General features: G+C 73.8%; 30 protein-coding genes. 12 read left to right on the top strand and 18 right to left on the bottom strand.

What is annotated here, in order from left to right; all coding sequences use genetic code 11:
• The first annotated feature begins 54 nt into the window (after positions 1 to 54).
• Entirely contained in the window at positions 55 to 1,056 is a 1,002-nt protein-coding gene (locus AB0F68_RS09810) for a WYL domain-containing protein (protein ID WP_357334489.1), read from the top strand.
• On the opposite strand, the gene AB0F68_RS09805 is transcribed toward AB0F68_RS09810, so the two are convergent.
• On the bottom strand, positions 1,047 to 1,961 hold the full coding sequence (locus AB0F68_RS09805; protein ID WP_357334486.1) for an SDR family oxidoreductase: 915 nt from the start codon (positions 1,959 to 1,961) through the stop codon (positions 1,047 to 1,049). The two genes, AB0F68_RS09810 and AB0F68_RS09805, sit on opposite strands and share 10 nt — an antisense overlap.
• Before the next feature lie 76 nt (positions 1,962 to 2,037).
• Here AB0F68_RS09805 and AB0F68_RS09800 point away from each other — a divergent pair, with 76 nt between their 5' ends.
• Entirely contained in the window at positions 2,038 to 2,760 is a 723-nt protein-coding gene (locus tag AB0F68_RS09800; protein ID WP_357334756.1) for a nucleotidyltransferase domain-containing protein, read from the top strand.
• Between the two features lie 3 nt (positions 2,761 to 2,763).
• On the opposite strand, the gene AB0F68_RS09795 is transcribed toward AB0F68_RS09800, so the two are convergent.
• From AB0F68_RS09795 to AB0F68_RS09775, 5 genes are all read right to left on the bottom strand, one after another.
• Complete coding sequence (locus AB0F68_RS09795) at positions 2,764 to 3,501, bottom strand: alanyl-tRNA editing protein (RefSeq protein WP_357334483.1); 738 nt, start codon at positions 3,499 to 3,501, stop codon at positions 2,764 to 2,766.
• Between the two features lie 11 nt (positions 3,502 to 3,512).
• Positions 3,513 to 4,400 (bottom strand): alpha/beta hydrolase, encoded by an 888-nt coding sequence (locus AB0F68_RS09790; protein WP_357334480.1) that lies wholly within the window; start codon positions 4,398 to 4,400, stop codon positions 3,513 to 3,515.
• Positions 4,397 to 4,717: a DUF2516 family protein gene (locus tag AB0F68_RS09785; protein ID WP_357334478.1), complete on the bottom strand. Its 321-nt coding sequence runs from the start codon at positions 4,715 to 4,717 to the stop codon at positions 4,397 to 4,399. The genes AB0F68_RS09790 and AB0F68_RS09785 overlap by 4 nt, the downstream gene beginning before the upstream one ends.
• 72 nt (positions 4,718 to 4,789) lie before the next feature.
• Entirely contained in the window at positions 4,790 to 5,452 is a 663-nt protein-coding gene (locus AB0F68_RS09780) for a hypothetical protein (RefSeq protein ID WP_357334476.1), read from the bottom strand.
• Positions 5,449 to 6,048 (bottom strand): helix-turn-helix transcriptional regulator, encoded by a 600-nt coding sequence (locus AB0F68_RS09775; RefSeq protein WP_357334473.1) that lies wholly within the window; start codon positions 6,046 to 6,048, stop codon positions 5,449 to 5,451. The genes AB0F68_RS09780 and AB0F68_RS09775 overlap by 4 nt, the downstream gene beginning before the upstream one ends.
• A 111-nt stretch (positions 6,049 to 6,159) precedes the next feature.
• Here AB0F68_RS09775 and AB0F68_RS09770 point away from each other — a divergent pair, with 111 nt between their 5' ends.
• Entirely contained in the window at positions 6,160 to 6,957 is a 798-nt protein-coding gene (locus AB0F68_RS09770; RefSeq protein WP_357334471.1) for an alpha/beta hydrolase, read from the top strand.
• 9 nt (positions 6,958 to 6,966) lie between these two features.
• Here the strand turns inward: AB0F68_RS09770 and AB0F68_RS09765 are convergent, their stop codons facing one another.
• The 4 genes from AB0F68_RS09765 to AB0F68_RS09750 form a co-directional block, all read right to left on the bottom strand.
• Complete coding sequence (locus tag AB0F68_RS09765; RefSeq protein WP_357334467.1) at positions 6,967 to 7,926, bottom strand: asparaginase; 960 nt, start codon at positions 7,924 to 7,926, stop codon at positions 6,967 to 6,969.
• A gap of 94 nt (positions 7,927 to 8,020) precedes the next feature.
• On the bottom strand, positions 8,021 to 8,848 hold the full coding sequence (locus AB0F68_RS09760) for a 3-keto-5-aminohexanoate cleavage protein (protein ID WP_357334465.1): 828 nt from the start codon (positions 8,846 to 8,848) through the stop codon (positions 8,021 to 8,023).
• 118 nt (positions 8,849 to 8,966) lie between these two features.
• On the bottom strand, positions 8,967 to 10,079 hold the full coding sequence (locus AB0F68_RS09755) for a folate-binding protein (RefSeq protein ID WP_357334463.1): 1,113 nt from the start codon (positions 10,077 to 10,079) through the stop codon (positions 8,967 to 8,969).
• Positions 10,080 to 10,505 carry a Fur family transcriptional regulator gene (locus tag AB0F68_RS09750; protein WP_357334461.1) on the bottom strand — a complete coding sequence of 142 codons (426 nt, stop codon included), beginning with the start codon at positions 10,503 to 10,505 and terminating at the stop codon, positions 10,080 to 10,082.
• A gap of 67 nt (positions 10,506 to 10,572) precedes the next feature.
• Between AB0F68_RS09750 and AB0F68_RS09745 the strand changes: the two genes are divergently transcribed.
• Complete coding sequence (locus AB0F68_RS09745) at positions 10,573 to 11,421, top strand: aminotransferase class IV (protein ID WP_357334459.1); 849 nt, start codon at positions 10,573 to 10,575, stop codon at positions 11,419 to 11,421.
• 103 nt (positions 11,422 to 11,524) lie between these two features.
• Here the strand turns inward: AB0F68_RS09745 and AB0F68_RS09740 are convergent, their stop codons facing one another.
• Together AB0F68_RS09740 and mtfM are read right to left on the bottom strand one after the other, a co-directional pair.
• On the bottom strand, positions 11,525 to 12,115 hold the full coding sequence (locus AB0F68_RS09740; RefSeq protein WP_357334456.1) for an FABP family protein: 591 nt from the start codon (positions 12,113 to 12,115) through the stop codon (positions 11,525 to 11,527).
• Positions 12,109 to 12,213 (bottom strand): small membrane protein MtfM, encoded by a 105-nt coding sequence (gene mtfM / locus AB0F68_RS09735; RefSeq protein WP_046570768.1) that lies wholly within the window; start codon positions 12,211 to 12,213, stop codon positions 12,109 to 12,111. Before mtfM ends, AB0F68_RS09740 begins: the two co-directional genes overlap by 7 nt.
• Positions 12,214 to 12,225: 12 nt before the next feature.
• Between mtfM and AB0F68_RS09730 the strand changes: the two genes are divergently transcribed.
• The 3 genes from AB0F68_RS09730 (at position 12,226) to AB0F68_RS09720 (ending at position 15,117) form a co-directional block, all read left to right on the top strand.
• Positions 12,226 to 12,600 (top strand): DsrE family protein, encoded by a 375-nt coding sequence (locus tag AB0F68_RS09730; protein ID WP_357334453.1) that lies wholly within the window; start codon positions 12,226 to 12,228, stop codon positions 12,598 to 12,600.
• An 85-nt stretch (positions 12,601 to 12,685) separates the two neighbouring features.
• Complete coding sequence (locus AB0F68_RS09725) at positions 12,686 to 13,066, top strand: SCP2 sterol-binding domain-containing protein (RefSeq protein WP_357334451.1); 381 nt, start codon at positions 12,686 to 12,688, stop codon at positions 13,064 to 13,066.
• Positions 13,063 to 15,117, top strand: a complete 2,055-nt coding sequence (locus AB0F68_RS09720) for a glycogen debranching N-terminal domain-containing protein (RefSeq protein ID WP_357334447.1) — start codon at positions 13,063 to 13,065, stop codon at positions 15,115 to 15,117. The genes AB0F68_RS09725 and AB0F68_RS09720 overlap by 4 nt, the downstream gene beginning before the upstream one ends.
• Positions 15,118 to 15,126: 9 nt before the next feature.
• Here AB0F68_RS09720 and AB0F68_RS09715 read toward each other — a convergent pair whose 3' ends face one another.
• From AB0F68_RS09715 to AB0F68_RS09690, 6 genes are all read right to left on the bottom strand, one after another.
• Entirely contained in the window at positions 15,127 to 15,990 is an 864-nt protein-coding gene (locus AB0F68_RS09715; protein ID WP_357334445.1) for a hypothetical protein, read from the bottom strand.
• Positions 15,991 to 16,105: 115 nt separating this feature from the next.
• Positions 16,106 to 16,429, bottom strand: a complete 324-nt coding sequence (locus tag AB0F68_RS09710) for a DUF1416 domain-containing protein (RefSeq protein WP_357334443.1) — start codon at positions 16,427 to 16,429, stop codon at positions 16,106 to 16,108.
• Positions 16,430 to 16,434: 5 nt separating this feature from the next.
• Positions 16,435 to 17,283, bottom strand: a complete 849-nt coding sequence (locus AB0F68_RS09705; protein ID WP_357334441.1) for a sulfurtransferase — start codon at positions 17,281 to 17,283, stop codon at positions 16,435 to 16,437.
• A 204-nt stretch (positions 17,284 to 17,487) separates the two neighbouring features.
• The gene (locus AB0F68_RS09700; protein WP_311202345.1) at positions 17,488 to 17,565 is read right to left on the bottom strand and encodes an Ms5788A family Cys-rich leader peptide; all 78 of its coding nucleotides are present in this window, start codon (positions 17,563 to 17,565) and stop codon (positions 17,488 to 17,490) included.
• Positions 17,566 to 17,647: 82 nt separating this feature from the next.
• Positions 17,648 to 18,433: a DUF2993 domain-containing protein gene (locus tag AB0F68_RS09695; protein WP_357334439.1), complete on the bottom strand. Its 786-nt coding sequence runs from the start codon at positions 18,431 to 18,433 to the stop codon at positions 17,648 to 17,650.
• 79 nt (positions 18,434 to 18,512) lie between these two features.
• Positions 18,513 to 19,556 (bottom strand): hypothetical protein, encoded by a 1,044-nt coding sequence (locus tag AB0F68_RS09690; protein WP_357334436.1) that lies wholly within the window; start codon positions 19,554 to 19,556, stop codon positions 18,513 to 18,515.
• Between the two features lie 252 nt (positions 19,557 to 19,808).
• Between AB0F68_RS09690 and AB0F68_RS09685 the strand changes: the two genes are divergently transcribed.
• The 5 genes from AB0F68_RS09685 (at position 19,809) to pstC (ending at position 25,070) form a co-directional block, all read left to right on the top strand.
• Entirely contained in the window at positions 19,809 to 20,522 is a 714-nt protein-coding gene (locus AB0F68_RS09685) for a response regulator transcription factor (RefSeq protein ID WP_357334434.1), read from the top strand.
• Positions 20,523 to 20,675: 153 nt separating this feature from the next.
• The gene (locus AB0F68_RS09680; protein WP_357334432.1) at positions 20,676 to 21,545 is read left to right on the top strand and encodes a polysaccharide deacetylase family protein; all 870 of its coding nucleotides are present in this window, start codon (positions 20,676 to 20,678) and stop codon (positions 21,543 to 21,545) included.
• Positions 21,546 to 21,611: 66 nt separating this feature from the next.
• The gene (gene mshD / locus AB0F68_RS09675) at positions 21,612 to 22,538 is read left to right on the top strand and encodes a mycothiol synthase (RefSeq protein ID WP_357334429.1); all 927 of its coding nucleotides are present in this window, start codon (positions 21,612 to 21,614) and stop codon (positions 22,536 to 22,538) included.
• 298 nt (positions 22,539 to 22,836) lie between these two features.
• Entirely contained in the window at positions 22,837 to 23,940 is a 1,104-nt protein-coding gene (gene pstS / locus AB0F68_RS09670; RefSeq protein ID WP_357334427.1) for a phosphate ABC transporter substrate-binding protein PstS, read from the top strand.
• Between the two features lie 44 nt (positions 23,941 to 23,984).
• A complete protein-coding gene (gene pstC / locus AB0F68_RS09665) occupies positions 23,985 to 25,070 on the top strand; it encodes a phosphate ABC transporter permease subunit PstC (protein ID WP_357334424.1) in 1,086 nt (361 codons plus the stop codon).
• The last annotated feature ends 34 nt before the right edge of the window (positions 25,071 to 25,104 follow it).

Here is a 25,104-nt window from a genome sequence, read left to right as displayed (position 1 = left end):
CCTAGTGGCCGACCGCACCCCGTACCGGTTTCGCGCCGGGGGCAGGATGGGCGGGTGCGCGCGTCCCGGCTGATCTCGCTGATCCTGCTGCTCCAGTCGCGGGAGACGATGACCGCCGCCGAGCTGGCGCGGGAGCTGGAGGTCTCCGGGCGCACCGTCTACCGCGACGTGCTGGCGCTCTCCGCGGCCGGAGTGCCGGTGTACGCCGACCGCGGCCGGACCGGCGGCTACCGCCTGCTCGGCGGCTACCGGACCCGGCTGACCGGGCTGACCCGGGACGAGGCGGAGGCGCTCTTCCTGGCCGGGCTGCCCGGACCGGCCGGCGACATGGGGCTCGCAGACGCGGTGGCCGCCGCCGAGCTGAAGGTGCTCGCCGCGCTGCCGCCGAGCCTGCGGGACGCACCCGCCCGGGCCGGCCAGCGGTTCCACCTGGACGTGCCGGGCTGGTTCCGGGAATCCGCCCCGCCGCCGTGGCTGGCCGAGCTGGCCCGGGCGGTCTGGCGGGACCGGCTGGTCGAGCTGCGCTACCGGCGCGGCGACCGGGAGGTGACCCGCGCGGTCGCGCCGTACGGGCTGGTGCTGAAGAACGGCGTCTGGTACCTGGTCGGGCGGGTCGGCGACGGGTGGCGGACGTACCGGGTGGACCGGGTGGTCGGCGCCGAGGTGAGCGAGGAGGGCTTCGTCCGGGACGAGGGCTTCGACCTCGGGGCGTACTGGCGGGAGCAGGCCGAGGCGTTCCTGCGCGACCTGCTCCGGGCCGAGGTGACCGTGCGGCTCAGCCCGGCCGGCCTGCGCGCGTTGCGGCACCTGGCCGACGCCCCGTTCGTCTACGCCGAGGCGGTGGCCGCCGCCGGCCGGCCCGACGGGCAGGGTCGGGTGGTGCTCCGGCTGCCCGTCGAGTCGGTCGAGGTGGCGTACTCCCAACTGCTGGCGCTCGGCCCCGAGGTGGAGGTGCTCGACCCGCCCGAGCTGCGGGCCCGCTGCGCCGCGGCGGCCCGCCGCGCGGCCGCGCTCTACGCCGACGACGCGGACCCGCCGGACGCCGGTCAGCGGTAGCCGGTGTCGTTCGCCGGCTTGCCGGGCCGGACCACCTCCTCGTAGTAGCGCGCCCAGTGCGGGCGGGTGCCGTCGAGGTCGGTGAAGCCGTACACCTGGGCTAGCCCGCCACTGTCCACGGACCGCCCGTTCCAGCGGGCCCGGTCCGGGTCGGCGGCAAGGGCGGCCACCGCGCGCCCGACGAAGGCCGGCGTCTCCGACATGACGAAGTGCGGGTCGGTGGCCGCGCCGTCGCGCCAGTTCGCCTCGGTGACGCCGAAGTGCTCCAGCATGGCCTCCGAGCGCAGCCAGCCCGGGGTGAGCGCGACCGCCGTGGCGCCACGCGGCGCCAGTTCGTGCGCCTGGCTGAAGGCGAGCCGGTTCACCGACACCTTGGCCAGGTCGTAGAAGACCGAGAGCCGGTATTCGGTGTCGTTGTACTCCTTGGTCCCGTCACCGATCTCGACCACCAGGCCCCCGGGGTTGCGGATCAGCAGCGGCAGGGCGAAGTGGCTGGTGATGATGTGGGTGTCGACGGCCAGCCGGAGGGTGCGGAAGCCGGCGTCGAGGGGCTGCTCCCAGACCGGCTTCTCCCAGGTGATCAGCGGGTCGGCGCCCCAGATGTCGTTGACCAGCACGTCGAGGCGGCCCTGTTCGGCGTCGATCCGCGCGACGAGGCTACGGACCTGCTCGGGATCGAGGTGGTCGACGGCGACGGCGATGCCGGTGCCGCCGGCCGCGGTCACCAGCTCGGCGGTCTCCTCGATGGTCTCCGGCCGGCCCATCTCGGAGCGGCGCTCGCGGGTGGAACGGCCGGTGGCGTAGACGGTGGCCCCGGCGACGCCGAGCTGGACGGCGATCTGCCGCCCGGCGCCCCGGGTCGCGCCGGCGACGAGCGCGATCTTCCCTGTCAGCGGTGTCGTCATGCCACCACCATGGCACCGATACCTGACAGCGGAAGTCCGGTTTCCCGAGCGATCCGGATCGGCCATCATGGCCGGCATGCACCTGCTGCTCTCCGGAATCGTCGGCTCGGTCGCGTACGGGCTGGCCGGGCCGGGCTCGGACGTGGACCGGATCGGCGTCTTCGCCGCGCCCACGGTCGCCTTTCACGGCCTGCACCCGCCGCGCGAGTCCGTGGTGACGACGGATCCGGACGTGACCCTGCACGGGTGCGCGAAGTACGCCCGCCTGGCGCTGAGCGGGAACCCGACCGCCACCGAGCTGATGTGGCTGCCCGCGGAGTGCTACGAAACCCGCACCGGGTTCGGCGAGCGGCTGATCGACATCCGCGCGGCGTTCCTCAGCGCGCCCCGGGTCCGGGACGCCTACCTCGGCTACGCGAGCCAGCAGTTCCGCAAGCTGACCACGCGAGACGCCGACGGCTCCAGGTCGCGGCGCGGCGGCAGACGCGCCGAGCCGGAGTCGTCGCAGGTCGGCGGTCGGCGGCGGTCGGCAAAGCACGCCCGGCACCTGGCCCGGCTGCTGCACCAGGGCCGGGTGCTCTACGCGACCGGCGTGCTGGAGATCCGGCTCGCCGACCCGGAGTGGTTCCGGGCGTTCGGCGAGCGGGTCGCCGGCGGCGCGCTGGCCGAGGCGGAGGCCCTGGTGGCGGCGGCCGAGCAGGACTTCGCCCGGATCCGCACCCCGCTGCCGGAGCGCCCGGACGAGGAGGCCGTGGAGCGGTGGCTGCTCGACGTCCGGGCGGCCCACCTGCCGCGCTGACCCTCAGTCGGCGAGTCGGACGCGTACCCGGCGGTTGGCGCGGCCCTTGCTCTCCACCTTGACCACCTGGACCTTGCCGATCTGGGCGGTGGAGGCGACATGCGTGCCGCCGTCGGCCTGCACGTCCAGCCCGACGATGTCGACGATCCGTACCTCCTGCTCCTCCGGCGGGATCAGGTTGGACTGGGTACGGATGATGTCGGGCAGGGCCAGCGCCTCCGCCCGGGGCAGCACCCGGACGGCGACCGACCGGTCCGCGGCCACCTCGGCGTTGACCAGGTCCTCGATCCGGGCCTTGAAGTCCGGCGGCACCTCGGGGAGGTTGAAGTCCATCCTGGCCTCGCCCGGTTCCATGTTGCCGCCGGTGACCAGCGCGCCGAAGTCGCGGAACACCACGCCGCAGAGCACGTGCAGGCCGGAGTGGGTACGCATCAGCATGGTCCGCCGGGTGTCCTCGACCGCGCCGGCGACGGCGGTGCCGACCGGCGGCACCGGGTCACCCTCGGCCGGGACGAGCCAGAGGTCGTCGCCCTTGCGGGTGCCCACGATCCGGGTCTGCACCCCCTGCCAGAGCAGCACCCCGTGGTCCGGCGGCTGCCCGCCGCCGCCCGGGTAGAAGGCCGACCGGTCCAGCACGATGCCCTGCTCGGGATCGGCCGCGAGCACCGTGCAGCGCCATTCCCGCAGGGTGGGGTCGGCGAGGTCGAGGCGGTGCGTGCGGCCGTGATGTGTGACGCCCATGACCGCCGACGTTACCCGTTGAGGAACGTCGAGATCCGCTCCCTCAGGTCGGCGCGTTCCGTCCAGAGCACGCCCGGCCGGTCGTACACGTGCAGGGTGGCCCCTGGCAGCGCGGCGGCCAACTGCTCGGCGACGGCCACCGGGTGCAGGTCGTCGCCCGCGCAGCCGATCACCAGGGCCGGCGCGGTGACCGTGGCGAGCGCCCCGGCGTCGCGCAGCGGGGCCTGCTCGGGCAGGCCGGCCAGGCCCGGCGCAAGGCCGTCGCGGAGGAGTTGGTCGAGCCGCTGCCGCAGGTAGGCCCAGCCGGCCGGGGTGTTGCGGACCGAGGGCGGCAGCTCCAGCGCAACCACGTCGGCCAGCGCGGAGGCGTCGCCGTCGGCCACGGCGTCGAGCAGGTCGGTGAGCCGGGCCCGGGCCACCTCGCCGCGCGGGGTGTCCAGCACGGCCGGCAGGAAGAAGACCAGCTTCTCGAAGCGGTCCGGGCTCTCGACGAGCAGGCGGCAGAGCGCACCGGCGCCGAGGCTGGCCCCGAAGGCCCGGGTGGCGCCGCCGAGGTCGGCGACGGCCCGCAGGTCACGAGCCAGATCGAGGTAGCTCCACGGGCCGGGCGGCGAATCGGAGCGGCCGTGCCCGCGGAACTGGAAGAAGATCCGCCGGCCGGTGACCCCGCTGCCGAACGGGCGGGTGGTTGCGATGCCGTTGCCCAGCCCGTGCGCGAACACGGTGACCGGGTCACCGGTGCCGGTGACCAGCCGTTCCAGGCGTACGCCGTGCGGGGTGGTGACCAGCTCGGTCTCCGGCTCGGGCAGGGCCGGCCGGCCGGTGCGGGGCGCCCCGGGGCCGGGGCCCCAGGTGCGGGGGCCGCCGTCCGGCGGCGGGGGCCAGCGGAAACTCCTCACCAGAAGCCCCGGCCGTCGTGCAGGTCGCGCAGCCCGACCCGGACGTCCAGCAGGTAGATCAGCGCCGCCGCGATGCCGATCAGGCCGAAGATGCTCAGCACGCCGCCCCCGACGCCGAGCAGGGTGAGCACCATGCAGACGGCCAGGATGGCGATCCAGCCGCCCTTGGGCAGGGTGCCGATCGCGGCGAACGCGTCGGACCGCTGGGTGATCGCGTGCACCAGGGAGACGGCCTCGATGACCAGGGCGAAGACGAGCAGGATCAGCTCGATCACGAGGCGGACGTCGTCGAAGAAGAGCGGCGCGGCAGTGGCCATGCCGGCAAGCTTATGCCGAGACCCCGGAAACGTCCGACAGGACGCTGTCCGGGGTCTCGGTCCAGCTTCGACTCACTCGGCGGCCGGGCGGGTCCGCTTCGTGGTCTTCGGCAGCTTCGCCGAGGGGGTGTCGGCCTTGACGGTGGTCGCCTTGGCCCGGGTCCGCTTCACGGCGGGCTTGGCGTCGACGACCGCGGCCACCTCGGCCGGGGTGGGGACCTCGGCCGGCGCGACCGGGGTGGTGTCGGCCTCGGTCGCCTCGATGTCGGCGTTCACCGTGTCGGCGGCCTCCAGCACGCCCGCGCCGACGACCCGCTCACCGCGGGCGACCAGCTCGGCGTACGCGGCCAGGGCCCGCTCCTGCGCGGCCTGCGCGCCGGCCAGCACGACGGCGGCGTTGCGGCCGGCGGCCTCCCGCAGCTTGTCCAGGTTGGCGACCTCGCGGAGCTTGTCCAGGTTGGCGGCCTCGCGGAGCTTGTCCAGGTCGAGGTCGGCGGAGCCGGCCTTCTCCCGGAGCTCGGTCGCGGTCAGGTTGGCGGTCTTCAGCGTCTCGGTCGCCCGCTGGCGCAGCTCGAAGCCGGTGAGGACGGCCTTGCCACCGAGGTCGGCGACGACCCGGACGCCGAGGCCACTGACCACGGTGGGCAGCTTGCGCAGCTGCTGGAGGGCCAGCTCGCCGGCGCCGGCGGCGGCGTAGACGGGGGCGGGGATGCGGTTGGTCTTCGGCTGGGTCATGACTGCTCCTCTTCGGCCGCACCGGCGGCCTTTCGGACCACCGTGCGGGCGGTCTTCTTCTGGGGGACGGCGGTGCTCGGGGCGGGCGCCGGGCCCGCCTCGGTGACGGCGACCGACTCGAGGACCGCCTCGGTCGGGGTGCCGTCCGGCGTCGTGGGGCCGGTCGCAGCCGGCGCGACGGTGGCCGGGGCCTCCGGCGCCGTGCCCGGCTCGGTCGGTTCGGTGGCCTGCGCCGCGGCCGTCGCCTCGGCGAGGCGCGCGTTCTCCCGACGGAACGTCTCGTAGATCTGGGTGAGCGACTGCTTCTGGGCCATGGTCAGCTCGGGGTCGACGGCGATCGCCGCGAGCACGCCCTGCCCCTCCTTGTCGTCCAGCAGCCCGGCCCGGAGGTACATGGCCGGGGTGGAGACGCGCAGTGCGCTGGCGAGCTGCTGGAGCACCTCGGCGCTCGGCTTGCGCAGGCCGCGCTCGATCTGGCTCAGGTAGGGGTTGCTGACGCCGGCCTGCTCGGCGAGCTGACGCAGTGAGATCTTCGCGTTGCGCCGCAGGTCGCGAATGAACCCGCCGACGTCGGGAAGGTCCTTGCTGGTGGCCATGACCCCACGCTAGCCCGTGATGCTAGCTGCTGCAAGCAAAACGCTTGCCGGAGTTAGCGAGGTCACGGACAGCCGGTTGCGCGCCCGGCGTCCGGTCCGTACGGTTCCCCCGTGGTCAAGATCGAAGTCAATGGCGCCTCTTTCGCGTACGACGAGGCCGGCACCGGCAGCCCCGTGGTGCTGTTGCACGCGGGCATCGCCGACCGGCGGATGTGGCGGAGCCAGCTGTCCGCGCTCGCCGCCCGGCACCGGGTCATCGTCCCCGACCTGCGCGGCTACGGCGACTCCGAACTGCCACCCACCCCGTTCGCCCACCACGACGACGTGATCGGGCTGCTCGACGCGCTGGGCGTCGCGCAGGCCGCCCTGGTCGGCTGCTCGTTCGGCGGCAAGGTCGCGGTGGACACCGCGCTGGCGTATCCCGACCGGGTCGCCGCGCTGGCTCTCTTCGGCGCCCCGGTCTCCGGCAACGAGTGGTCCGAGGAGACCGAGCAGCTCTGGGAGGAGCTGGTCGGCGACGTGGACCCGGAGGACTTCACCGCGACCGCGGCCGGCGAGGTGCGGTTCTGGGTGGTCGGCCCGACCCGTGAGCCGGCCGACGTCGACCCGGAGCTGATCCGGTTCGCCGAGGAGATGGACCGCCGGGCACTCGCCGCCGAGCAGGCGCTCAGCGCGGTCGAGGCGGGCGAACTCGATCCGCCGGCGATCGACCGGCTGACCGAGCTGTCGATGCCGGTGCTGGTCGGCGCGGGCGCGGACGACCTGGCCGACATCCGCCGGCTGGCCGACCGGATCGCCGCCGAGGCCCCGCGGGGCGTGCGGCTGCCGGACGTGCCGGACGCCGGTCACCTGCTGCCGCTGGAGCGCCCCGAACCGGTCAACGCCGCGCTGCTCGACTTCCTCCGCTGAGCGGCCCGGTCACCAGACCGGGCGGACCGCCCCGACCGGCAGGCCGCCGCCGAGCAGCGGCACCTCGGCGTACTCGGTCAGCACCGGGGCCTCGACGCCGAGCCGGCGCAGCGCCGACACCAGCACCGGCATCCGGGCCCGCGCGCCGCCGTCGTCGATCTTGAGGGCGACCGCGCCGACCCCCGGCACCGCCGCCGCGATCACGCCTTCCGCGCCGACCTTGGCCAGCAGCCCGGGTACGCCGCGCATCAGCCGGGTGTCATCGGCCTGGGTGCCGCCGACCAGTTCCGGGTACGCCCGCATCGCGTCGGCCACGGTCCGCTCGACGGTGCCCGGCTCGGCGGAGACCAGCCGCAGGAAGGCCCGTGCCAGCCCGGTCAGCGAGACGGCCAGCACCGGAGCGCCGCAGCCGTCCACCCCGACGGCCGCCGCCCGCTCCCCGGTGAACTCCTCGATCGCGGCGCTGAGCCGCTGCTGGAGTGGGTGCTCGGGGCGCCAGTAGCCGTCCAGCGGCCAGCCGGCGGTCAGGCAGGTGAGCAGCATCCCGGTGTGCTTGCCGGAACAGTTCATCAGGGTCCGGGTCCGCCCGCCGCCGGCGCGCAGCACCGCTTCCCGGGCCGCCTCGCCGACCGGCAGGTCCGGCGGGCAGTGCAGCGCCTCCTCGGTCAGGCCGGCGCCGCGCAGCAGGCCGGTCACCCGCTCGACGTGGAACTCCTCGCCGGCGTGGCTCGCCGAGACCAGCGCCACGTCGGCCGGATCGGTGAGCGGCAGGCCGGCCCGGAGCATCCCGATCGCCTGCATCGGCTTGTTGGACGACCGGGGGAAGATCGCCGAGCTGGTGTCCCCCGTCCCGGACACCGGCGCGCCGGTGGCGTCGAGCACCGCCACGGAGCCGCGGTGGACGCCCTCCACGAACCCGGACCGGACCACCTCGGCGAGCGGCACGCCGCCCTCGTACGTCTTTCCCACGAGGTGGACGGTACCGACGGCCTCAGCGAGCCCGGCACCGGGGTGACCAGCGGCGTCGGCCGCCGGCGTACAGGGGTGCCGGGCGGACCGTCGCTTACAGGCCGAGCAGCGCCCGGGCCTCGGCGGTGGTCAGCGGCGGACGCTGGGCGAGCTGGGCGAAGCCGACCGCCCGGGCGACGAGTTGCATGTTGGACTCGACCGGCCGGCCCTTGGCGTAGGTGACCGTGTCCTCCATGCCGACCCGGAGGTGACCGCCGGCCGAGAGCGAGGCCAGCATCACCGGGATGGTGGTGCGACCGACGCCGGTGGCCGAGAAGGTGGTGCCCTCGGGCAGGTCGCGCAGCATCTGCTGGGCGGCGACCAGGGTGGCCGTGGTGCCCGGCATGCCCCCCGGCACACCCATCACGAAGTCGACGTGCACGTGCCCGCCGTGCGGCAGGCCGTACTTGCCGAGCAGCCGCTGGAGCGCGGTGAGGTGGCCGAGGTCGAAGATCTCGTACTCGGGGACGACGCCCCGCTCCTGCATCCGGGTGTGCAGGTCGACGATGAACTCCCAGCGGTTGAGGAACACGTCGTCGCCGAAGTTGACCGTGCCCATGGTGCAGGAGGCCATGTCCGGGGCGGCGTCGAGCACGGCCAGCCGGGCGGCCTCCGGGTCGGTCACCGCGCCGCCGGAGGAGAGCTGCACGATGAGGTCGGTGCTCTGCCGCAGCGCCGCCACGGTCTCCCGCAGCCGGCCCTGGTCGAGGGTGGGCTGCGCCTCATCGTCGCGGATGTGGACGTGGATCACGGCGGCGCCGAGCGCCTCGCACTCCTTGGCGGTCAGCAGCAGCTCGTCGAGGGTCACCGGCAGCGCCGGCACCTCCGCCTTGGCCGACTCCGCGCCGGTGGGGGCAACCGTGATCAACGTCCCTGTGGTCATGCCGGGATCCTAAACCGCCGACTCCTCTCCGGTCGACAGCCGGAACGCAGCAGAATCGGGTGCGACGACCACCGGAAGCGGAAGATTTTCCGCCTTACGGCCGCCAGGACGACATCCCTTACGCCGGATCGATGGCGGCGGCCGTTTCGCCGACCATCAGCCGGGCGTCGTCGGCCACGTTGCGCTTGAGCACGGCGAGGGCGATCTGACCCAGCTCGAAGTGGTGCACCGCGGTGCCGACGAAGCCGACCGCCCGGCCGTCCAGGGTCACCGGCGTGCCGGCGGTCGGCGGCTGGTCGGTGGTCACCCCGTCCAGGTGCAGCAGGACGAGCCGGCGCGGCGGCTTGCCCATGTTGTGCACCCGGGCCACCGTCTCCTGCCCGCGGTAGCAGCCCTTGTCCAGGTGCACGGCCGGGCCGATCAGGCCCACCTCGGCGGGGATGGTCCGGTGGTCGGTGTCCACCCCGGCCCGCGCCCGCCGGGCGGCCACCCGCACCGCCTCGTACGCCCACAGCCCGGCCACCGGCACGCCGGCGCCGCGCAGTTCCTCGACCACCCCAGCCATGGCCGGGCGAGGCACCAGCAGGTCGACGCCGAGCGCCACCCGCCGGGCCCAGCCGCCGACCGCCAGCGGCTTCACGTCGTACACCACGGAGGGCCGGGGCGGCAGCTCGCCGGAGCGGAACTTCGGACCCGGCACCGCGACCACGTCCGGCTCGGCCAGCCCGGTGACCCCGAGGGTGTCGAGCGCGCCGGTGGCCTCCGGCCCGACCAGCGAGAGCAGTGCGTGGTCGGCCGTGACGTCGCGCGGGTCGACCTTGCTGAAGAACCGCATCTTCTCCAGGTAGGACAGCAGACCGCCGGTCATTCCGGGCTCGGTGTCCAGCCAGGTGGTCTCGCCGTCCTCGGCGACCATGGCGTGCTGCTCGACGTGCCCGTGCGGGGAGAGCACCAGCAGCTCGGTGCCCTGCCACGGACGCAGCGCGGCCAGGTGCTGGCTGGTCAGCGTGTGCAGCCAGGTCATCCGCTCCTCGCCCGGCACCGCGACCACCCCGCGGTGCGAGCGGTCGACCAGGCCGACGCCGGTGGTCAGGGTGCGCTGCTCGCGCATCGGGTCGCCGTAGTGGGCGGCCACCGGGCCGACCCCGGCCGCCCGGTGCGCCGGCTCCGGCTGGTCCCGGGTCTCCTCGTCGATGGCCTCGGCCGTGACCGCTCCCGCGATGTCGATCATTTACGCTCCCCGTCCCTCGCACTGGCCGCAGACGCCGAAGAGCGCCACGTGCCCGATGTCGACCCGGAATCCCCGCTGCGCGGCCAACTGGTCGGCGAGCGGCCGGAGCAACTCGGGGTCGATCTCGTCGATCGCGCCGCACTCCCGGCAGACCAGGTGGACGTGCTGGTGCTCACCGGCCGCATGGTAGGTCGGCGAGCCGTGCGACAGGTGGGTGTGGGTCACCAGCCCGAGCCGTTCCAACAGCTCCAGCGTGCGGTAGATGGTGGTGATGTTGACCCCGGCGGCCACCTCGCGGACCGCCGTGTGCACCTGCTCCGGCGTGGCGTGCCCCAGGTCCAGGACAGCCTGGAGGACCAACTGCCGCTGCGCCGTCAGCCGCAGCCCACGGGAGCGGAGCAGTTCCGCCAGGGAGGATTCGGACACCGTTCGATCATAGTTCGGCCGCCGCGCCGTCCCGCCCGCCGCCGGGGTACGCCACTACGCTGCGCTCGTGGTGGCGACGCGGGTGGCCGTGCCGGGCCGGGGTCTGGTGCCGGCCGGCGAGCCGGTGCTGCGCGGCGACGACCGGGGCGTGCTGCACGGCGACGGCCTCTTCGAGACCCTGCACCTGCGCGGCGGACGGCCCTGGCTGCGCGACGCCCACCTGGCCCGGCTGCGGGCCGGTGCGGCCGCGATCGGGCTGGCCCTGCCCCCCGACGACGTGCTGGTCGAGCTGCTCGACACGGTTCGCGCGGGCTGGCCGCCGGAGGTCGAGGGCGCCGTGCGGCTGGTCTGCACCCGGGGCCCGGAGGGCGGCGGGCCACCCACGGTCTACGCCACGCTGGGCGAGGTGCCGGCGGCCGCGCGGCGGGCCCGGCGGGACGGGGTGACGGTCGCCACCCTGCCGCTCGGGGTGGCCGCCCGCTCCCGCCCCGAGCTGGGCTGGCTCCCGGTCGGGGTGAAGTCCACCTCGTACGCGCTGAGCACCGCCGCCCGCCGCTGGGCGGAACGGGCCGGCGTGGACGACGTGCTCTGGGTCTCCACCGACGGCTACGTGCTGGAGGCGCCCACCGCCAGCGTGGTCTGGCTGAGCGACGGCGCCCTCTGCACGGTCCCGGTCGCGGCCACCGGCATCCTCCCCGGCGTCACCGCCCGGTGGCTCCTGGACCACGCAGGCGAGCTGGGCCTCAGGGCCGATGAACGCCTGCCCACCCCGACCGACCTGCACGAGGCCGACGCCATCTGGCTCACCTCGTCCCTCCGCGGCCTGGCCGAGGTGACCGCCCTGGACAAAACCCCCCGCCCCCACTCCCCCCTGACCGCCCCCCTCCTCACCCTCCTGGGCTTCCCCACTGGTTGATCATGAGGTTGGCGGCGTTCGGCGTCCGATTTGTCGCCGCCAACTTCATGATCAACGCGGAGGGCGGCCCTGCCGGAGGGCCGGGGGCGGGGGCGGGGGCGGGTCAGCCGGCTACGCGGGTCAGGCGGGCGGAGAGGTGAGGGCTCAGGGCGTGGCCCATGGCGGCCATCTCCTGGGCGTAGAGGAGGGCGCCCTCGACGATGCCGAAGAGGCGGGCGCCGGCGGTGACCTCCTTGGCCGTGGCCGTGCGGACCACCGCGTCGGTGGCGAACTCGATCTGGGTGCCCTTGCGCTTGCCGATGTGCAGCTCCATCACGCCGGTGGGCGTGGTCATCAGCGCTTCCAGCTCGTCGGTGACCCGGTCGCCGTCCAGCACCGGACGCCACCAGCCCACCTCGCGGCCGGCCGGGCGGACCGGACGGCTCTGCTCGTCGAGGATCCAGGCGCGGGACTCGTAGAACAGGAAGGGCCGGCCGTCGTGGCTGATCCGGATCTCCTGGGCGAAGTCGAAGTCCTCGATGGTGGGGAAACCGCCGCGACCCCGCCCGCGCCACACCCCGATGTACGGCAGCAGCCCGTCCAGGCTCCGGTGCAGCTTCGGGCCGACACGCAGGTCGTGGCTCTCCTCGTACGGGTACGGGTCGACCGGCGGCGCGTTCAGCCACGGCGGCTGGAGCGGGTTCTCGCTCACCATTTTCCTCTCGAGATGCGAACAGCGAGGTAGACGAGGCCACCGGCGAGCGCGCCGAGGCCGGCGACCAGCAGGCTGACGAACCCGATCTCGGTAACCATCCCGGTCATCCTATGCTGGGCGTCATGGCCCGCACTCTCGTCGTCAAGGCCACCGCCGGCGCGGACGCCCCGGAGCGCTGCGCACAGGCCTTCACCGTCGCCGCCACCGCGGCCGCCGCCGGCGTCGACGTCTCGCTCTGGCTCACCGGGGAGTCGACCTGGTTCGCGCTGCCCGGGCGCGCGCAGGACTTCGAACTGCCGCACTCCGCGCCGCTGGCCGAGCTGCTGCACGTCATCCTGACCACCGGCAAGGTGACGGCCTGCACCCAGTGCGCGGCCCGCCGCGACATCGGCCCGGGCGACGTGATCCCCGGCGTGCGGATCGCCGGGGCGGCGGTCTTCGTCGAGGAGGTAATGGCCGAGGGCGCCCAGGCCCTCGTCTACTGACCCTCCCGGCCACGCGGCGAATGTCCGTTCCGCGTGGACTGCCGATCCTGGCCCGACATGTCCCACCGCTGCCTACGATTCGAATGTGGGTGAGGCGGCCGAGCGGTTCTTCGCATCCCTGCCGGCGCGTGCTCCGGCGGTGCTGCGCGGTCCGACCCGTGGTCGCATCCAGCTGGACCTGACCACCGAGAACCGCACCGAGCATTGGTACCTGGAGCTGGCGCCCGGGACCGTCCGGGTGAGCCGGGAGCAACTGCCGGCCGACGCCGTCTTCACGGTCAGCGCCGACCTCTTCGAGGATCTGGTCACCGGCCGGCAGGCCGGCATGGCGGCGGTGCTGCGCAACGAGGCCACCTTCAGCGGCAACGTGGTGCTGTTCCTGGTGTTCCGCCGGTTCTTCCCCGGTCCGCCCGGCGTCCGGGACCCCCGGGAGACCGCCCGCGAACACGTCCGGCGGTCGGGATGAGGGAACGCGTCAGCATCCTGGACGGCAACACCTTCCTGGTCAGCGACCGGCGCGGCGACATCGAGCCGTCGTTCGACTTCCCCACCGGGCTCTTCTCCTTCGACACACGGTTCGTCTCCACCTGGATCCTCACCCTCAACGGGCAGCGGCTGGACGCGCTCTCGATCGACGACTCGCTGTCGTACCGGACCCGGTTCTTCCTGGTGCCCGGCGAGCCGACGCACTACCTGGACGCCAAGGTCTCGATGATCCGCAGCCGGTCCATCGGCGGCAGCTTCGAGGAGGAGCTGACCCTGCTCAACCACTCCGGCCAGGAGGTGGAGTTCACCCTCCGGCTGGACGTCGGCTCCGACTTCGCCGACCTGTTCGAGATCAAGCACCAGCGGCAGAAGAAGGGGCACACCACGCCCACGGTCAGCGAGAACCAGCTGCGGCTCACCTACCGGCGGGAGGGGTTCCACCGGGAGGCGGTGGTGGCCAGCACGGCGCCGGCCGACGTCGACCGGGAGGGGATGACCTTCCGGCTCCGGGTCGCGCCGCACGGCGAGTGGACCACCCGGCTGCAGGTGGCCACGATGATCTTCGGGGCGCGCGGAGAGGACATCCGGGCCACCCTGCCGCTCGGCGGGCACCGCTCGGTGGCGGCCATCCACGCCGAGCAGAACGAGCTGATCGAGCGGGCCCCGAAGCTGGGCTGCGACTGCGAGCCGCTGGCCGGGGCGTACCGGCGCAGCCTGAACGACCTGGCCGCCCTCCGGTACGAGTCGATCGCGCTGGGCGTACGGCTGCTCGCCGCCGGCCTGCCGTGGTTCATGACCCTGTTCGGGCGGGACAGCATCTTCACCTCGCTCCAGGTGCTGCCGTTCCTGCCCGACCTGGTCCCGCCGACCATCCTCATGCTGGCCGCCCTCCAGGGCAGCCGGCTGGACGACTTCCGGGACGAGGAGCCCGGCAAGATCCTGCACGAGCTGCGCTACGGCGAGACCGCCGGCTTCCAGGAACAGCCGCACGCGCCGTACTACGGCTCGGCCGACACCACGGCGCTCTTCGTGATCCTGCTCGACGAGTACGAGCGGTGGACCGGGGACACGAAGCTGATCAAGCAGCTGGAGCACGAGGCCCGGAGCGCGCTGGACTGGCTCGACACGTACGGGGACCTGCTCGGCACCGGCTACGTCTCGTACATGACCCGCAATCCGGAGACCGGCCTGCAGAACCAGTGCTGGAAGGACTCCTGGGACTCGATCTCCTACTCCGACGGGCGGCTGCCGGACTTTCCCCGGGCCACCTGCGAACTCCAGGGCTACGCGTACGACGCCAAGTTGCGGGGCGCCCGGCTGGCCCGGACCTTCTGGAACGACCCGGCGTACGCCGACCGGCTGGAGCGCGAGGCGGCGGCGCTGAAGGAGCGGTTCAACCGGGACTTCTGGATCCCGGAGCGGGAGTACTACGCGCTCGCCCTCGACCCCGACGGGCGGCATGTGGACGCCCTCACCTCCAACATCGGCCACCTGCTCTGGAGCGGCATCGTCGACGAGTCGCGGGCGGCGACGGTGGCCGGGCACCTGCTCGGGCCGAAGCTCTTCTCCGGCTGGGGCGTGCGGACCCTCGCCGTCGACCAGGGCCGCTACAACCCGATCGGTTACCACGTCGGCACGGTCTGGCCGTTCGACAACTCGATCATCGCCTGGGGCCTGTGGAAGTACGGGTTCCGGGACGAGGCGGGCCAGATCTGCGACGCGATGCTCGGCGCGTCCCGCTACTTCAACGGCCGGCTCCCCGAGGCGTTCGCCGGCTACGAGCGCGACCTCACCGACTACCCGGTGGAGTACCCCACCGCGTGCAGCCCGCAGGCCTGGTCGGCCGGCACCCCGCTGCTGCTGCTGCGGGTGATGCTCGGCCTGGAACCGCAGGGCGACCACCTGATCATCGATCCGGCCGTCCCGAGCGGGATGGGCCGGGTGGAGCTGCTGGACATCCCCGGCCGGTGGGGCCGGGTGGACGCGCTGGGCCGCAGCCGCACGCCGCACGACCACGGCACCGAGCACTGACGGGCCGGATCAGGCCCGGCAGGGACTGGTGACCGCCACCCGGACCCGGTCGTCGACCCGCTCGGCCAGCACCGCGAAGCTGCCCCGCAGCGCGTATTCGTCAGCGGAGTCGCGGAGGACCGGGGAGCCGTCGGCGGCGTCCCGGAAGGCCGCCGCCAGCGGGGACCCGGCCGGCCCGCCGGCCGTCTCCGTCCGCGCCGTGCGAGCCGTGCCGCCCTCGGGGCAGGGCGCCACGAGCACCTGGACCGCCCCGGCGGCACCGCCCCAGCGCATCGCGGCCCGGCGCGCCTCCGCGGTCTCGGCCACCGCGTCGGCCGCCGGGGGCCGGTAGCCCGCGCCCACCGGGCGGCAACCGGTGGCGGCGGTGAGCAGCACCCGCCCGGGTGCGCCGGCCCGGCCCTCGACCGCGACGAACTCCCCGGCATCGGCGCGCAACAACGGCTCGCCGTCGAACGTGGAGACGCCCGCCCGCCAGTCCGCCGGCAGCCGGTCGGCCACCCGCTGGAGCAGCCCGCGTACGTCGTCGCCGGCCAGCACGACCTCCACGCCGCGCTCCAACTCGGCGCCGTCCTCGAACGGGGTGACCCGGCAGCCGCGCTCGATCCGGTCCGGCAGGAGCGCGGGCACCCCGTCCCGACCGACCGCGGCGGTCAGCCGGCCGAGCGCCCGGTCCACCACCGGCCCGGCCTGGTCCAGCGGGCGCTGCTCCTTGACGGTCGGCGGGTCCTGCCGCACCGACCACCAGGTCAGCCCGGCGAGCAGCACCGCCCACGCCACCGTGGCGGCCACCAGCCAGCGCAGCCGGCGCCGGCCGGGGGCCGGCTGGTCGGGACGGGTCGGCGGGGCGTATCCCCCCTGGACGGCACCACTCACCGGGCCATGGTGTCACGCGGCGACGAGCTGCCCGGTCACGCCCGGCGTCCCGCCCCCCGGAACGCCCGTGGCCCGCCGCCCCGGGTGGGGCGACGGGCCACGATCAGAGCGTGGGTCAGGCGGCGACCGTGACGGTCACCTCGTTGATCCCGCGGGCGGCGGCGACGGCGGTGTCGCCGTTGCCGTGCCGGGAGAGCGCCCGCAGGGTCCAGTCGCCCGGCGCGGCGAAGAACCGGAACTGGCCGGCCGGCGAGGTCACCACCTCGGCGGTGAACTCGCCCGTCGAGTCGAGCAGCCGGACGTACGCGCCCGGCACGACCTCGCCGGACTCGGCCTTGACCAGGCCGGTGATGACGGTCTCCTTCTCCAGGTCCAGGCTGGCGGGAAGGGGGGCGGCCTGGTCCGGGGCGGCGCAGCCCGCGGCGGTGGGAGCAGTCATGCGGATCAGGCCTCCCCGGGCTCGTCGCCGAGCGCGACCGGCACGCCGACCAGCGAGCCGTACTCGGTCCAGGAGCCGTCGTAGTTCTTCACGTTGCGGTGGCCGAGCAGCTCCTGCAGGACGAACCAGGTGTGCGAGGAGCGCTCGCCGATCCGGCAGTAGGCGATGGTCTCCCTGCTGTCGTCCAGCCCGGCGTCGGCGTAGATCCGGCGCAGCTCGTCGTCGGACTTGAACGTGCCGTCCTCGTTGGCCGCCTTCGACCACGGGACGCTGATCGCGGTCGGCACGTGGCCGGCCCGCTGCGCCTGCTCCTGCGGGAGGTGGGCCGGGGCGAGCAGCCGGCCGGCGTACTCGTCGGGGCTGCGCACGTCGACCAGGTTCTTGGTGCCGATCGCGTCGACCACCTCGTCGCGGAAGGCGCGGATCGAGGTGTCCGGCGCCTGCGCCACGTACTGCGTCGCCGGGCGGTCCACCTTGTCCGTCACCAGCGGGCGGGCGTCCAGTTCCCACTTCTTGCGGCCGCCGTCGAGCAGCTTGACGTCGCGGTGGCCGTAGAGCTTGAAGTACCAGTACGCGTACGCGGCGAACCAGTTGTTGTTGCCGCCGTAGAGGATGACGGTGTCGTCGTTGGCGATGCCGCGCGCGGAGAGCAGCGCCGCGAACTGGGCCTGGTTGACGAAGTCCCGGCGCACCGGGTCCTGCAGGTCGGTACGCCAGTCGAGCTTGACGGCGCCCGCGATGTGGCCGGTGTCGTAGGCCGAGGTGTCCTCGTCGACCTCGACGAAGACGACGCCCGGGGCGTCGATGTTCTTCTCGGCCCACTCGGCCGAGACGAGTGCGGTGTCGCGACTCATCAGATCACTCCCTGTGAGGATGGATGGTGAGCCTGCGCGCGGAGATCGAAGTCGGTGATTGTCGCACCACGCGCGGGACCCAGAGCTAGGAACGGATCACGGGTACGTGCGACGGCGCCGCTGCCGGGCGATCAGGGGGGAAACCGGAGGGTACGCGGACCCTGCGTGCCGGTGGCCGCTATGCGACCGAGGACAGCCCCGCCGTCAGATGACGGGGCGACACAGGCAGGTGGCCACGCGGCACAGGTCGACCGCGCGCCGTTTGGTGAGGAGCGTCCCCATGGAGAGGGACACTACCAGCCGGCCCGGCCGGCGCCAGCGGACCGACCAGCATCCGGGACACCGCCCGGGTGGCGGGCGGGCCTCAGCCGGCGGAGTTGATCGGCACGTTCCGCGCGTCGGCGTCGACCACGAGGCCCTCCGGCCTCGGCTCCACCTTGCGCACGTTGAGCTGGAAGGGCAGCTCCGGCAGGGGCACGTCGACGGAGATGCCCTTGGCGTAGTTGGCCAGCAGCGTCTTGGCGAGCGGCAGGTTGGGCAGGCCCTCGGCGGTCACGTCGTTGAAGCGCAGGGCCACCTTGCCGTTGGCGACCGTCACGTCGGCGGTGCCGTTGACGGTGAGCTTGGCGCCGAGGATGTCCACCGGCGCGGTGACCGCGAGCTTGCCGTTCCGCTCGCCGAGGGTGAGCCCGGGCCGGTCGAGCAGCTTCGCCAGGCTGTCGTAGGTCACCGTGCCCCGGCCGTCGACGGTCTCGGCCACCACGTCACCCTGTCCGGAGCGGAGGGTGTCCAGCGACGCCTTGACGTTGCGGGCGTCGACGTCCAGCCGCGGCACGCTGACCGCGTCGCCCTGCACGTTGCCCGTCACGTCGGTCAGCACGATCGAGATGCGCTCGTACTTCCCGGCGAGCACCTGGGTGAGGAACGGGAAGCCACCGACCTCGACCTTGGGCGCCGAGGACTGCGCGTCCTGCTTGGCGACCTCCTTCTTCACCTGGTCGGCGATGGCCCGCTCGGCCACGCCGGCGGCCACCCGGTCGGCGACGATCAGGAGCCCGGCCAGGACCAGCAGCAGGACGACGAAACCGACCAGCACCTTTCGGCCCCGCCGTCGGGGCCGGCCCTCGTTCGCCGGGTACGTCTCCGCCACGCCGCCTCCTGCCCTCGCCACCGATCACCGCGTCTCGCGCCGCAACCGTACTTACCCGAGGCGCCGTTTCCCCAACCGCTCAGAGGAAGAGCACGCACATGGCGTACGCGGCCGGCGCGGCGAGCGCGAAGCCACCCAGCGGGCCCTGCATGTGCCGGGCGACCCACATGGTCGGCGTCTCGCCGGCCATCAGCCGGCCCGCCTCGGCGTAGCCGACGGCGAGGTCGGCCAGCACGGCGGTGCCCGCGGTGACCAGGCCGACCAGCGCGGCGCTGGTCGGGGTGAAGCCGACCAGGTAGCTGCCGAGCACGGCGCTGGTCAGGGTGCCGAGCATGGCGCCGGCGACCACGCCGGCGGCGCCCCGGGGCACCTGCGGGGCGAGCCGGGGCCGGGGGACCACCGCGTCGGTCAGCCGGGCCACCAGCAGGGCCACCCCGGTCGCGGTGAGGCAGACGGTGATCGCCTGGGTGCCCTTCGGGATCCGGCTGAGCACGATGAGCGTGGCGAAGGCAACCACCCCCACCACGATGAGCAGGGTGCTGCCCAGCGAGTCGGTGACCCGCACCCGGTCCACCCGGCGGAACAGCTGGCCGAGCACGCCGAGCACGAAACCGGCGGCGGCGGCGTAGCCGAGGGGGGCCAGGCCGGCGATCTCCGACTGCACGGCCGCGGCGTCGGCGATCCCGGCCGCACCGGCGCTGACCAGCGCGACGACCAGCAGCGCGGGCGGGCGCATGGCCATCGTCCAGGCGAGCACGAAGAGCAGTTGGACGCCGAAGATGATGAACGCGAAGGGCAGCCGGTGCCCCGGGCCGGCGGTCTGCGCGCCGAGCACCAGACCGACGCCGAGCAGCGCGGCGAAGCCCGCGACGGTCAGCGCCAGCGAGCGGCGCACCGGGACCGGCGGCACCTCCTCCTCGGGCGCCTCGTCGGGCTCGTCGTCCGGGCGCCGCCCCGGCCCGCCCTTGCGGAGCCGGCGGGGACCCTTGCGCGCCCGCCCGTCGTCGGCGGCCGGACCGGTTCGCGGGGCCGGCGGGTAGCCATGGGAGGGGCCGGCGGGCCCGGGAGCCGCGTCGTCGGGCCACGGGCCACGGCCGGTGTCGGGCGAGGTGGAGGGAAACACGCCCCGATCGTGCCAGACCGGGCCGGCCCCGCGGAGTCACGGTTTCGGCAACGTTAAAACCTGAGCCGCGATCAAGGGCAGATCAGACAAACAGGAAAGGGCACAGAGGTGAAGGCCGGGCGATCGGTTACGCTCAAGCCGTTACCCGCCCGTCAGCGACGCCGGGACCCACGCAAATTCTCAGCGCCACCCCCCGGTGGGAGTGCCGCTGGTCGCGCGCGGCCGGAGCGCCGCCGGGACGGAGGTGATCGTGTGGAGCTCCTGCTGCTGGTGACCGCGCGCGCAGGTGAACCATCGGCCGTGCTGCCGGCGCTCGACCTGCTGCCGCACTCGGTCCGCACCGCGCCGCGCGACGTGCGCACGCTCGTCTCCGGCCCGACCCCGGACGCCGTCCTGGTCGACGCCCGCGCGGAGCTGAGCGAGGCCCGCGCGACCTGCCGGATGCTGCACGCCACCGGGCTGGGCGTCCCGCTGGTCGCAGTCGTCACCGAGGCCGGTCTCATCGCGCTCAACGCCGACTGGGGCGTGGACGACGTGATCCTCGCCGGGGCGGGGCCGGCGGAGGTGGAGGCACGGCTGCGGCTCGCGGTCGGCCGGTTGAGCAACGCGACGGCGGGCGCCGGCGGCTCGATCCGGGCCGGCGAGCTGACCATCGACCCGGACACCTACGCGGCCAAGCTGAAGGGCCGCCCGCTCGACCTCACCTACAAGGAGTTCGAGCTGCTGAAGTTCCTCGCCCAGCACCCGGGCCGGGTGTTCACCCGGGACCAGTTGCTCCGCGAGGTCTGGGGCTACGACTACTTCGGCGGCACCCGCACGGTCGACGTGCACGTCCGGCGGCTGCGGGCCAAGCTCGGCTCCGAGTACGAGTCGATGATCGGCACGGTGCGTCAGGTGGGCTACAAGTTCGTCGTGCCGCCGTCGCGCTCGCTGCCGGAGTCGGAGCCCGCCCCGCTCTCCGTCTGACGGAGCCCCACACCCTCCCCCATCGGGCGAGGTTTTCCCTTTATGCCCGTTTTGCCTGGCCGGTCAGACCTAATCTGACTGCCGGATCTGCCGGGCGAAGGGGGCGACGGTGCGCGTGATGACCACGGGGGCGACGAACGGTCGGCCCTCCTGATGCCGGCCTCGACGCTGCGCGCGGCCGGGATGGTGACGCTGGTGGCGGCAGCGCTGCTCGGCTCGGCGTACGCGCTGGGGCGCAGCCTGGTGCCCGAGCACCCGCCGCAGGGCACCGGCGTGGCCGCCAGCGTCCACGCCCCGCGCTACGGCGACCAGCCGCCCAGCACCGACTTCCCCGGCCCGCCCGCCGGCGGTTACGGCGGGCCGAGCCCCGACGCCAGCCCGAGCGCGCCGGACCAGGCCCGCCAGGGCGACGACAGCGAGGGCCCGTACGGCGCGCAGATCACCACCGGCTCCGCCCGGGTCGCACTGACCTTCGACGACGGCCCCGACCCACACTGGACCCCGCAGGTGCTTGCGCTGCTCAAGGAGTACGGCGTGAAGGCCACCTTCTGCGTGGTCGGCGAGAACGTGGAGAGCCACCCGGACCTGGTCCGGTCGATCGTGGCCGACGGGCACACCCTCTGCAACCACTCCTGGAACCACGACATCGGCCTGGGCAAGCTCTCGCCGGAGGCGATCCGGAACGACCTGCTGCGCACCAGCGACGCGATCCGGGCGGCCGCGCCGGACGCACGGATCGCGTACTTCCGGCAGCCGGGCGGGGCCTGGACGAACCCGGTGGTGTCGGTCTGCGAGGAGCTGGGCATGACGCCGCTGCACTGGGCGGTGGACCCGAGCGACTGGCAGGCGCCCGGCGCCGACCGGATCGTCGACACGGTGCTGGCGCAGACCAAGCCGGGCTCGATCGTGCTCATGCACGACGCGGGCGGCGACCGGTCCGGCACGGTCGAGGCGTTGCAGCACCTGCTCCCCGAACTGCTGCACCGCTACCAGCTCGAGGCGCTGCCCACCGGCACCACGTGACCACCGCCACCGCCCGGTGCCCGCGTCCGGCATGATCGGCGGCTCGCCGGCCGCTACGGTGGCGGGATGAGCAGCACCGCGCCGACCGCCGACCGTGTCGCCCGCGCCGACCGGCTCGCGCCGGACGAGGTCGCCGAGGTGCTGGCGCTCGCCCGCGCAGGCGGCGACACGGACGGCGCCGACCCGCTCGACGAGCACGTGCTGCTCCGGCTGCGCGACCCGCAGGCGCCCGCCGTGCACCTCACCGCCCGGGCGGCCGACAACACCCTGACCGGGTACGCCCACCTCGACACCACCGACCCCGCCGAGGGGATCGGGGTGGAGCTGGTGGTGCATCCGGCGTACCGGCGGCGCGGCACCGGCCGGGCGCTGGCCCGGGGCGTGCTGGCCGCCGCCGCCGGACCGCTGCGCGCATGGGCGCACGGCGACCACCCGTCGGCCGCCGCGCTCGCCGTCGACCTGGGCTTCACCCGCGCCCGGGTGCTCTGGCAGCTGCGCCGCCCGCTGACCGCGGCGCTGCCCGAGCCGGCCCTGCCCGACGGGGTGCGGCTGCGCGCGTTCCGCCCCGGTGCGGACGACGACGCCTGGCTGGCGGTGAACAAAGCGGCCTTCGCCCAGCACCCCGAGCAGGGCCGGTGGACCACGGCCGACCTGCAGGTACGCCTCGCCGAGCCGTGGTTCGACCCGGCCGGCTTCCTGCTCGCAGAGGACTCGGCCACCGGCCGGCTGCTCGGCTTCCACTGGACCAAGGTGCACGAGCGCCCGGGCTCGGCCCGGATCGGCGAGGTCTACGTGCTCGGCGTGGACCCGTCCGCGCACCGCGGGGGCCTGGGCCGGGCGCTCACCACCGCCGGCCTGGCCTACCTGCGGGACCGGCGCGGGCTGGATCGGGTGATGCTCTACGTGGACGAGTCGAACACCGGGGCGGTGGCCCTCTACGAGCGGGTCGGCTTCGCCCGCTGGTCGGCGCACGTCAACTACCACCTGGGCTGAGCGCCGGACCCCACCGCCACGTCCCGGACAGCGGTCACGGCCGCGTCACGCGATGGACTCGGCCGGATAACGGCTGCCCGGAAAAATCGTATTATTAGCGATAGTGGGCCGCGGGTTCACGAAATGGACAACGGGCCCTCAGGCTACGGCCACCCGGCCGGCCGCGCCTGTTCATTCTCCGTTCACTTCCGACCGGCAAACCGTCTACCTGGCACTTCTACCTTTCGTGTCAGCCGGTCAGCGCCGGCACCCGGGAGACCGGGCGACCTGACCAAAGACGTGAAGGGAAACCCCTCAGGTGAAGCTCCAGCGGCACGGCGCCATTGCCTGCCTCGCTCTTACCGCGGTGCTCGGTCTCAGCGCTTGCGGCTCGGACAACAACGAGTCGACCAGCACCTCCGCCTCCGGCTCCGCCGCCGCGGCCGACTGCGGCAAGGGCACGCTGAACGCGCAGGGCTCCTCCGCGCAGAAGAACGCCATGGCCGAGTGGATCAAGGCGTACCAGCAGAAGTGCGCCGGCACCACGATCAACTACGAGCCCACCGGCTCGGGCGCCGGCATCCAGGCCTTCGTCGCCGGCACCGCCGACTTCGCCGGCTCCGATTCGGCGCTCAAGCCGGAGGAGCAGCCGCAGGCGGACGCCAAGTGCAGCGGCGGCCAGGCCCTCAACCTGCCGATGGTCATCGGCCCGGTCGCGATCGTCTACAACGTCAGCGGCGTGGACAACCTCCAGCTCACCCCGGCCACCCTGGCGAAGGTCTTCGCCGGCAAGGTGACCAAGTGGGACGACCCGGCCATCAAGGCCGACAACCCGGACGCGAAGCTGCCGTCGACCGCGATCCAGGCGGTGCACCGCTCCGACGAGTCGGGCACCACCGACAACTTCACCAAGTACCTGTCCAAGACCGCCGAGTCCGACTGGACCTTCGGGAACGCCAAGGCCTGGAAGGCCCCGAGCGGCGTCGGCGCGGCCAAGTCCGACGGTGTGGCCAGCAAGGTCAAGAGCACCGACGGCACCATCAGCTACGTCGAGTGGTCCTACGCCGAGAACGGCGGCCTGAAGAAGGCCAAGGTCCGCAACGGCGCCGGTGAGTTCGCCGAGCTGACCGCCGAGTCGGCCGGAAAGACCATCGCCGGGGCCAAGATCGAGGGCCAGGGCAACGACCTGAAGATGTCGATCGACTACAACACCACGCAGGCCGGGGCGTACCCGATCGTCCTGGTGACCTACGAGATCGCCTGCAGCAAGGGCCTCGCGGCCGACAAGCTGCCGCTGGTCAAGGGCCTGCTGGGCCACGCCGCCAGCGCCGAGGGCCAGCAGGACCTGGTCGACCTGGGCTACGCCCCGCTGCCCGAGTCCGTCCGCGCCAAGGTCGAGACCGCGGTCGCGAGCCTCTCCTGACCCGCTGACCGACACACCTCCACTACCCCGAAGCGAGCGAGCAGATGGGTGACACCCCTCACCGCTCGGCGCACGCCGGCACCGGCGGGACCCGCGTGGCCACGAGCCACGAGTGGCCCGCCGGTGCCTCGGCGCGTGTGGCCGAGCCTCCCGGCATCCCCGGCATGCCCGACAACGGACTGGGTGGCGGCGGCGGGCTGCCCCGGGCCCGGGCCTTCGGCGCGGAACGGGCGTTCCGCGGTCTGACCCTGGCGGCCGGCACCACCGTGCTGGTGGTCATCGCGGCCATCGCGATCTTCCTGATCGCCAAGGCCGTGCCGGCCCTGCGGGCGAACAGCGAGTCCTTCTGGACCTTCGAGGGCTGGTTCCCGAACGACGACCCGCCCACGTTCGGCATCGGCGCGCTCGCCTTCGGCACCGTGCTCAGCTCGCTGCTCGCCCTGCTCATGGCGGTGCCGGTGGCGCTGGGCATCGCCCTCTACCTGTCGCACTACGCCCCGCGCCGGCTGGGCAACGGCCTCGGCTTCCTGATCGACCTGCTGGCCGCCGTGCCCAGCGTGGTCTTCGGGCTCTGGGGCCGGGACTACCTCGCGCAGCCGGTCGCCGACCTGTCGGCCTGGCTGCACCGGTACTTCGGCTGGATCCCGATCTTCGGCGACGGCCCGTACGGGAACTCCATCCTGCTCGGCTCGGTGGTGCTGGCGATCATGGTGCTGCCGATCGTCACCTCGCTCTCCCGCGAGGTGTTCCGGCAGACCCCGACCGCCAACGAGGAGGCCGCGCTCGCGCTGGGCGCCACCCGTTGGGAGATGGTGCGCACCGCCGTCCTGCCCTACGGCCGGCCGGGCGTGATCGCCGCGGTGATGCTGGGCCTGGGCCGGGCGCTCGGCGAGACCATCGCCCTGGCGCTGACCCTCGGCTCCACGTACGCCATCTCGTTCAACGTCCTGCAGAGCGGTGGCAACTCGATCGCCGCGAACATCGCGAACCGGTTCGCCGAGGCGAACGACACCGGCCGGGGCGCGCTGATCGCCTCCGGCCTGGTGCTCTTCGCGATCACGCTGATCGTCAACATCACCGCGCGGGCGATCATCTACCGCCGCCGCGAGTTCACGGAGTCTGCGGCGTGAGCGCGAGGAGTGAGCCGGGGTTGCGAGCCCCGCA

The organism is Micromonospora sp. NPDC023966, assembly GCF_040639095.1.
In the GTDB taxonomy this organism is placed as follows: Bacteria; Actinomycetota; Actinomycetes; order Mycobacteriales; family Micromonosporaceae; genus Micromonospora.
This window is presented reverse-complemented; position numbering and strand designations above follow the sequence as displayed.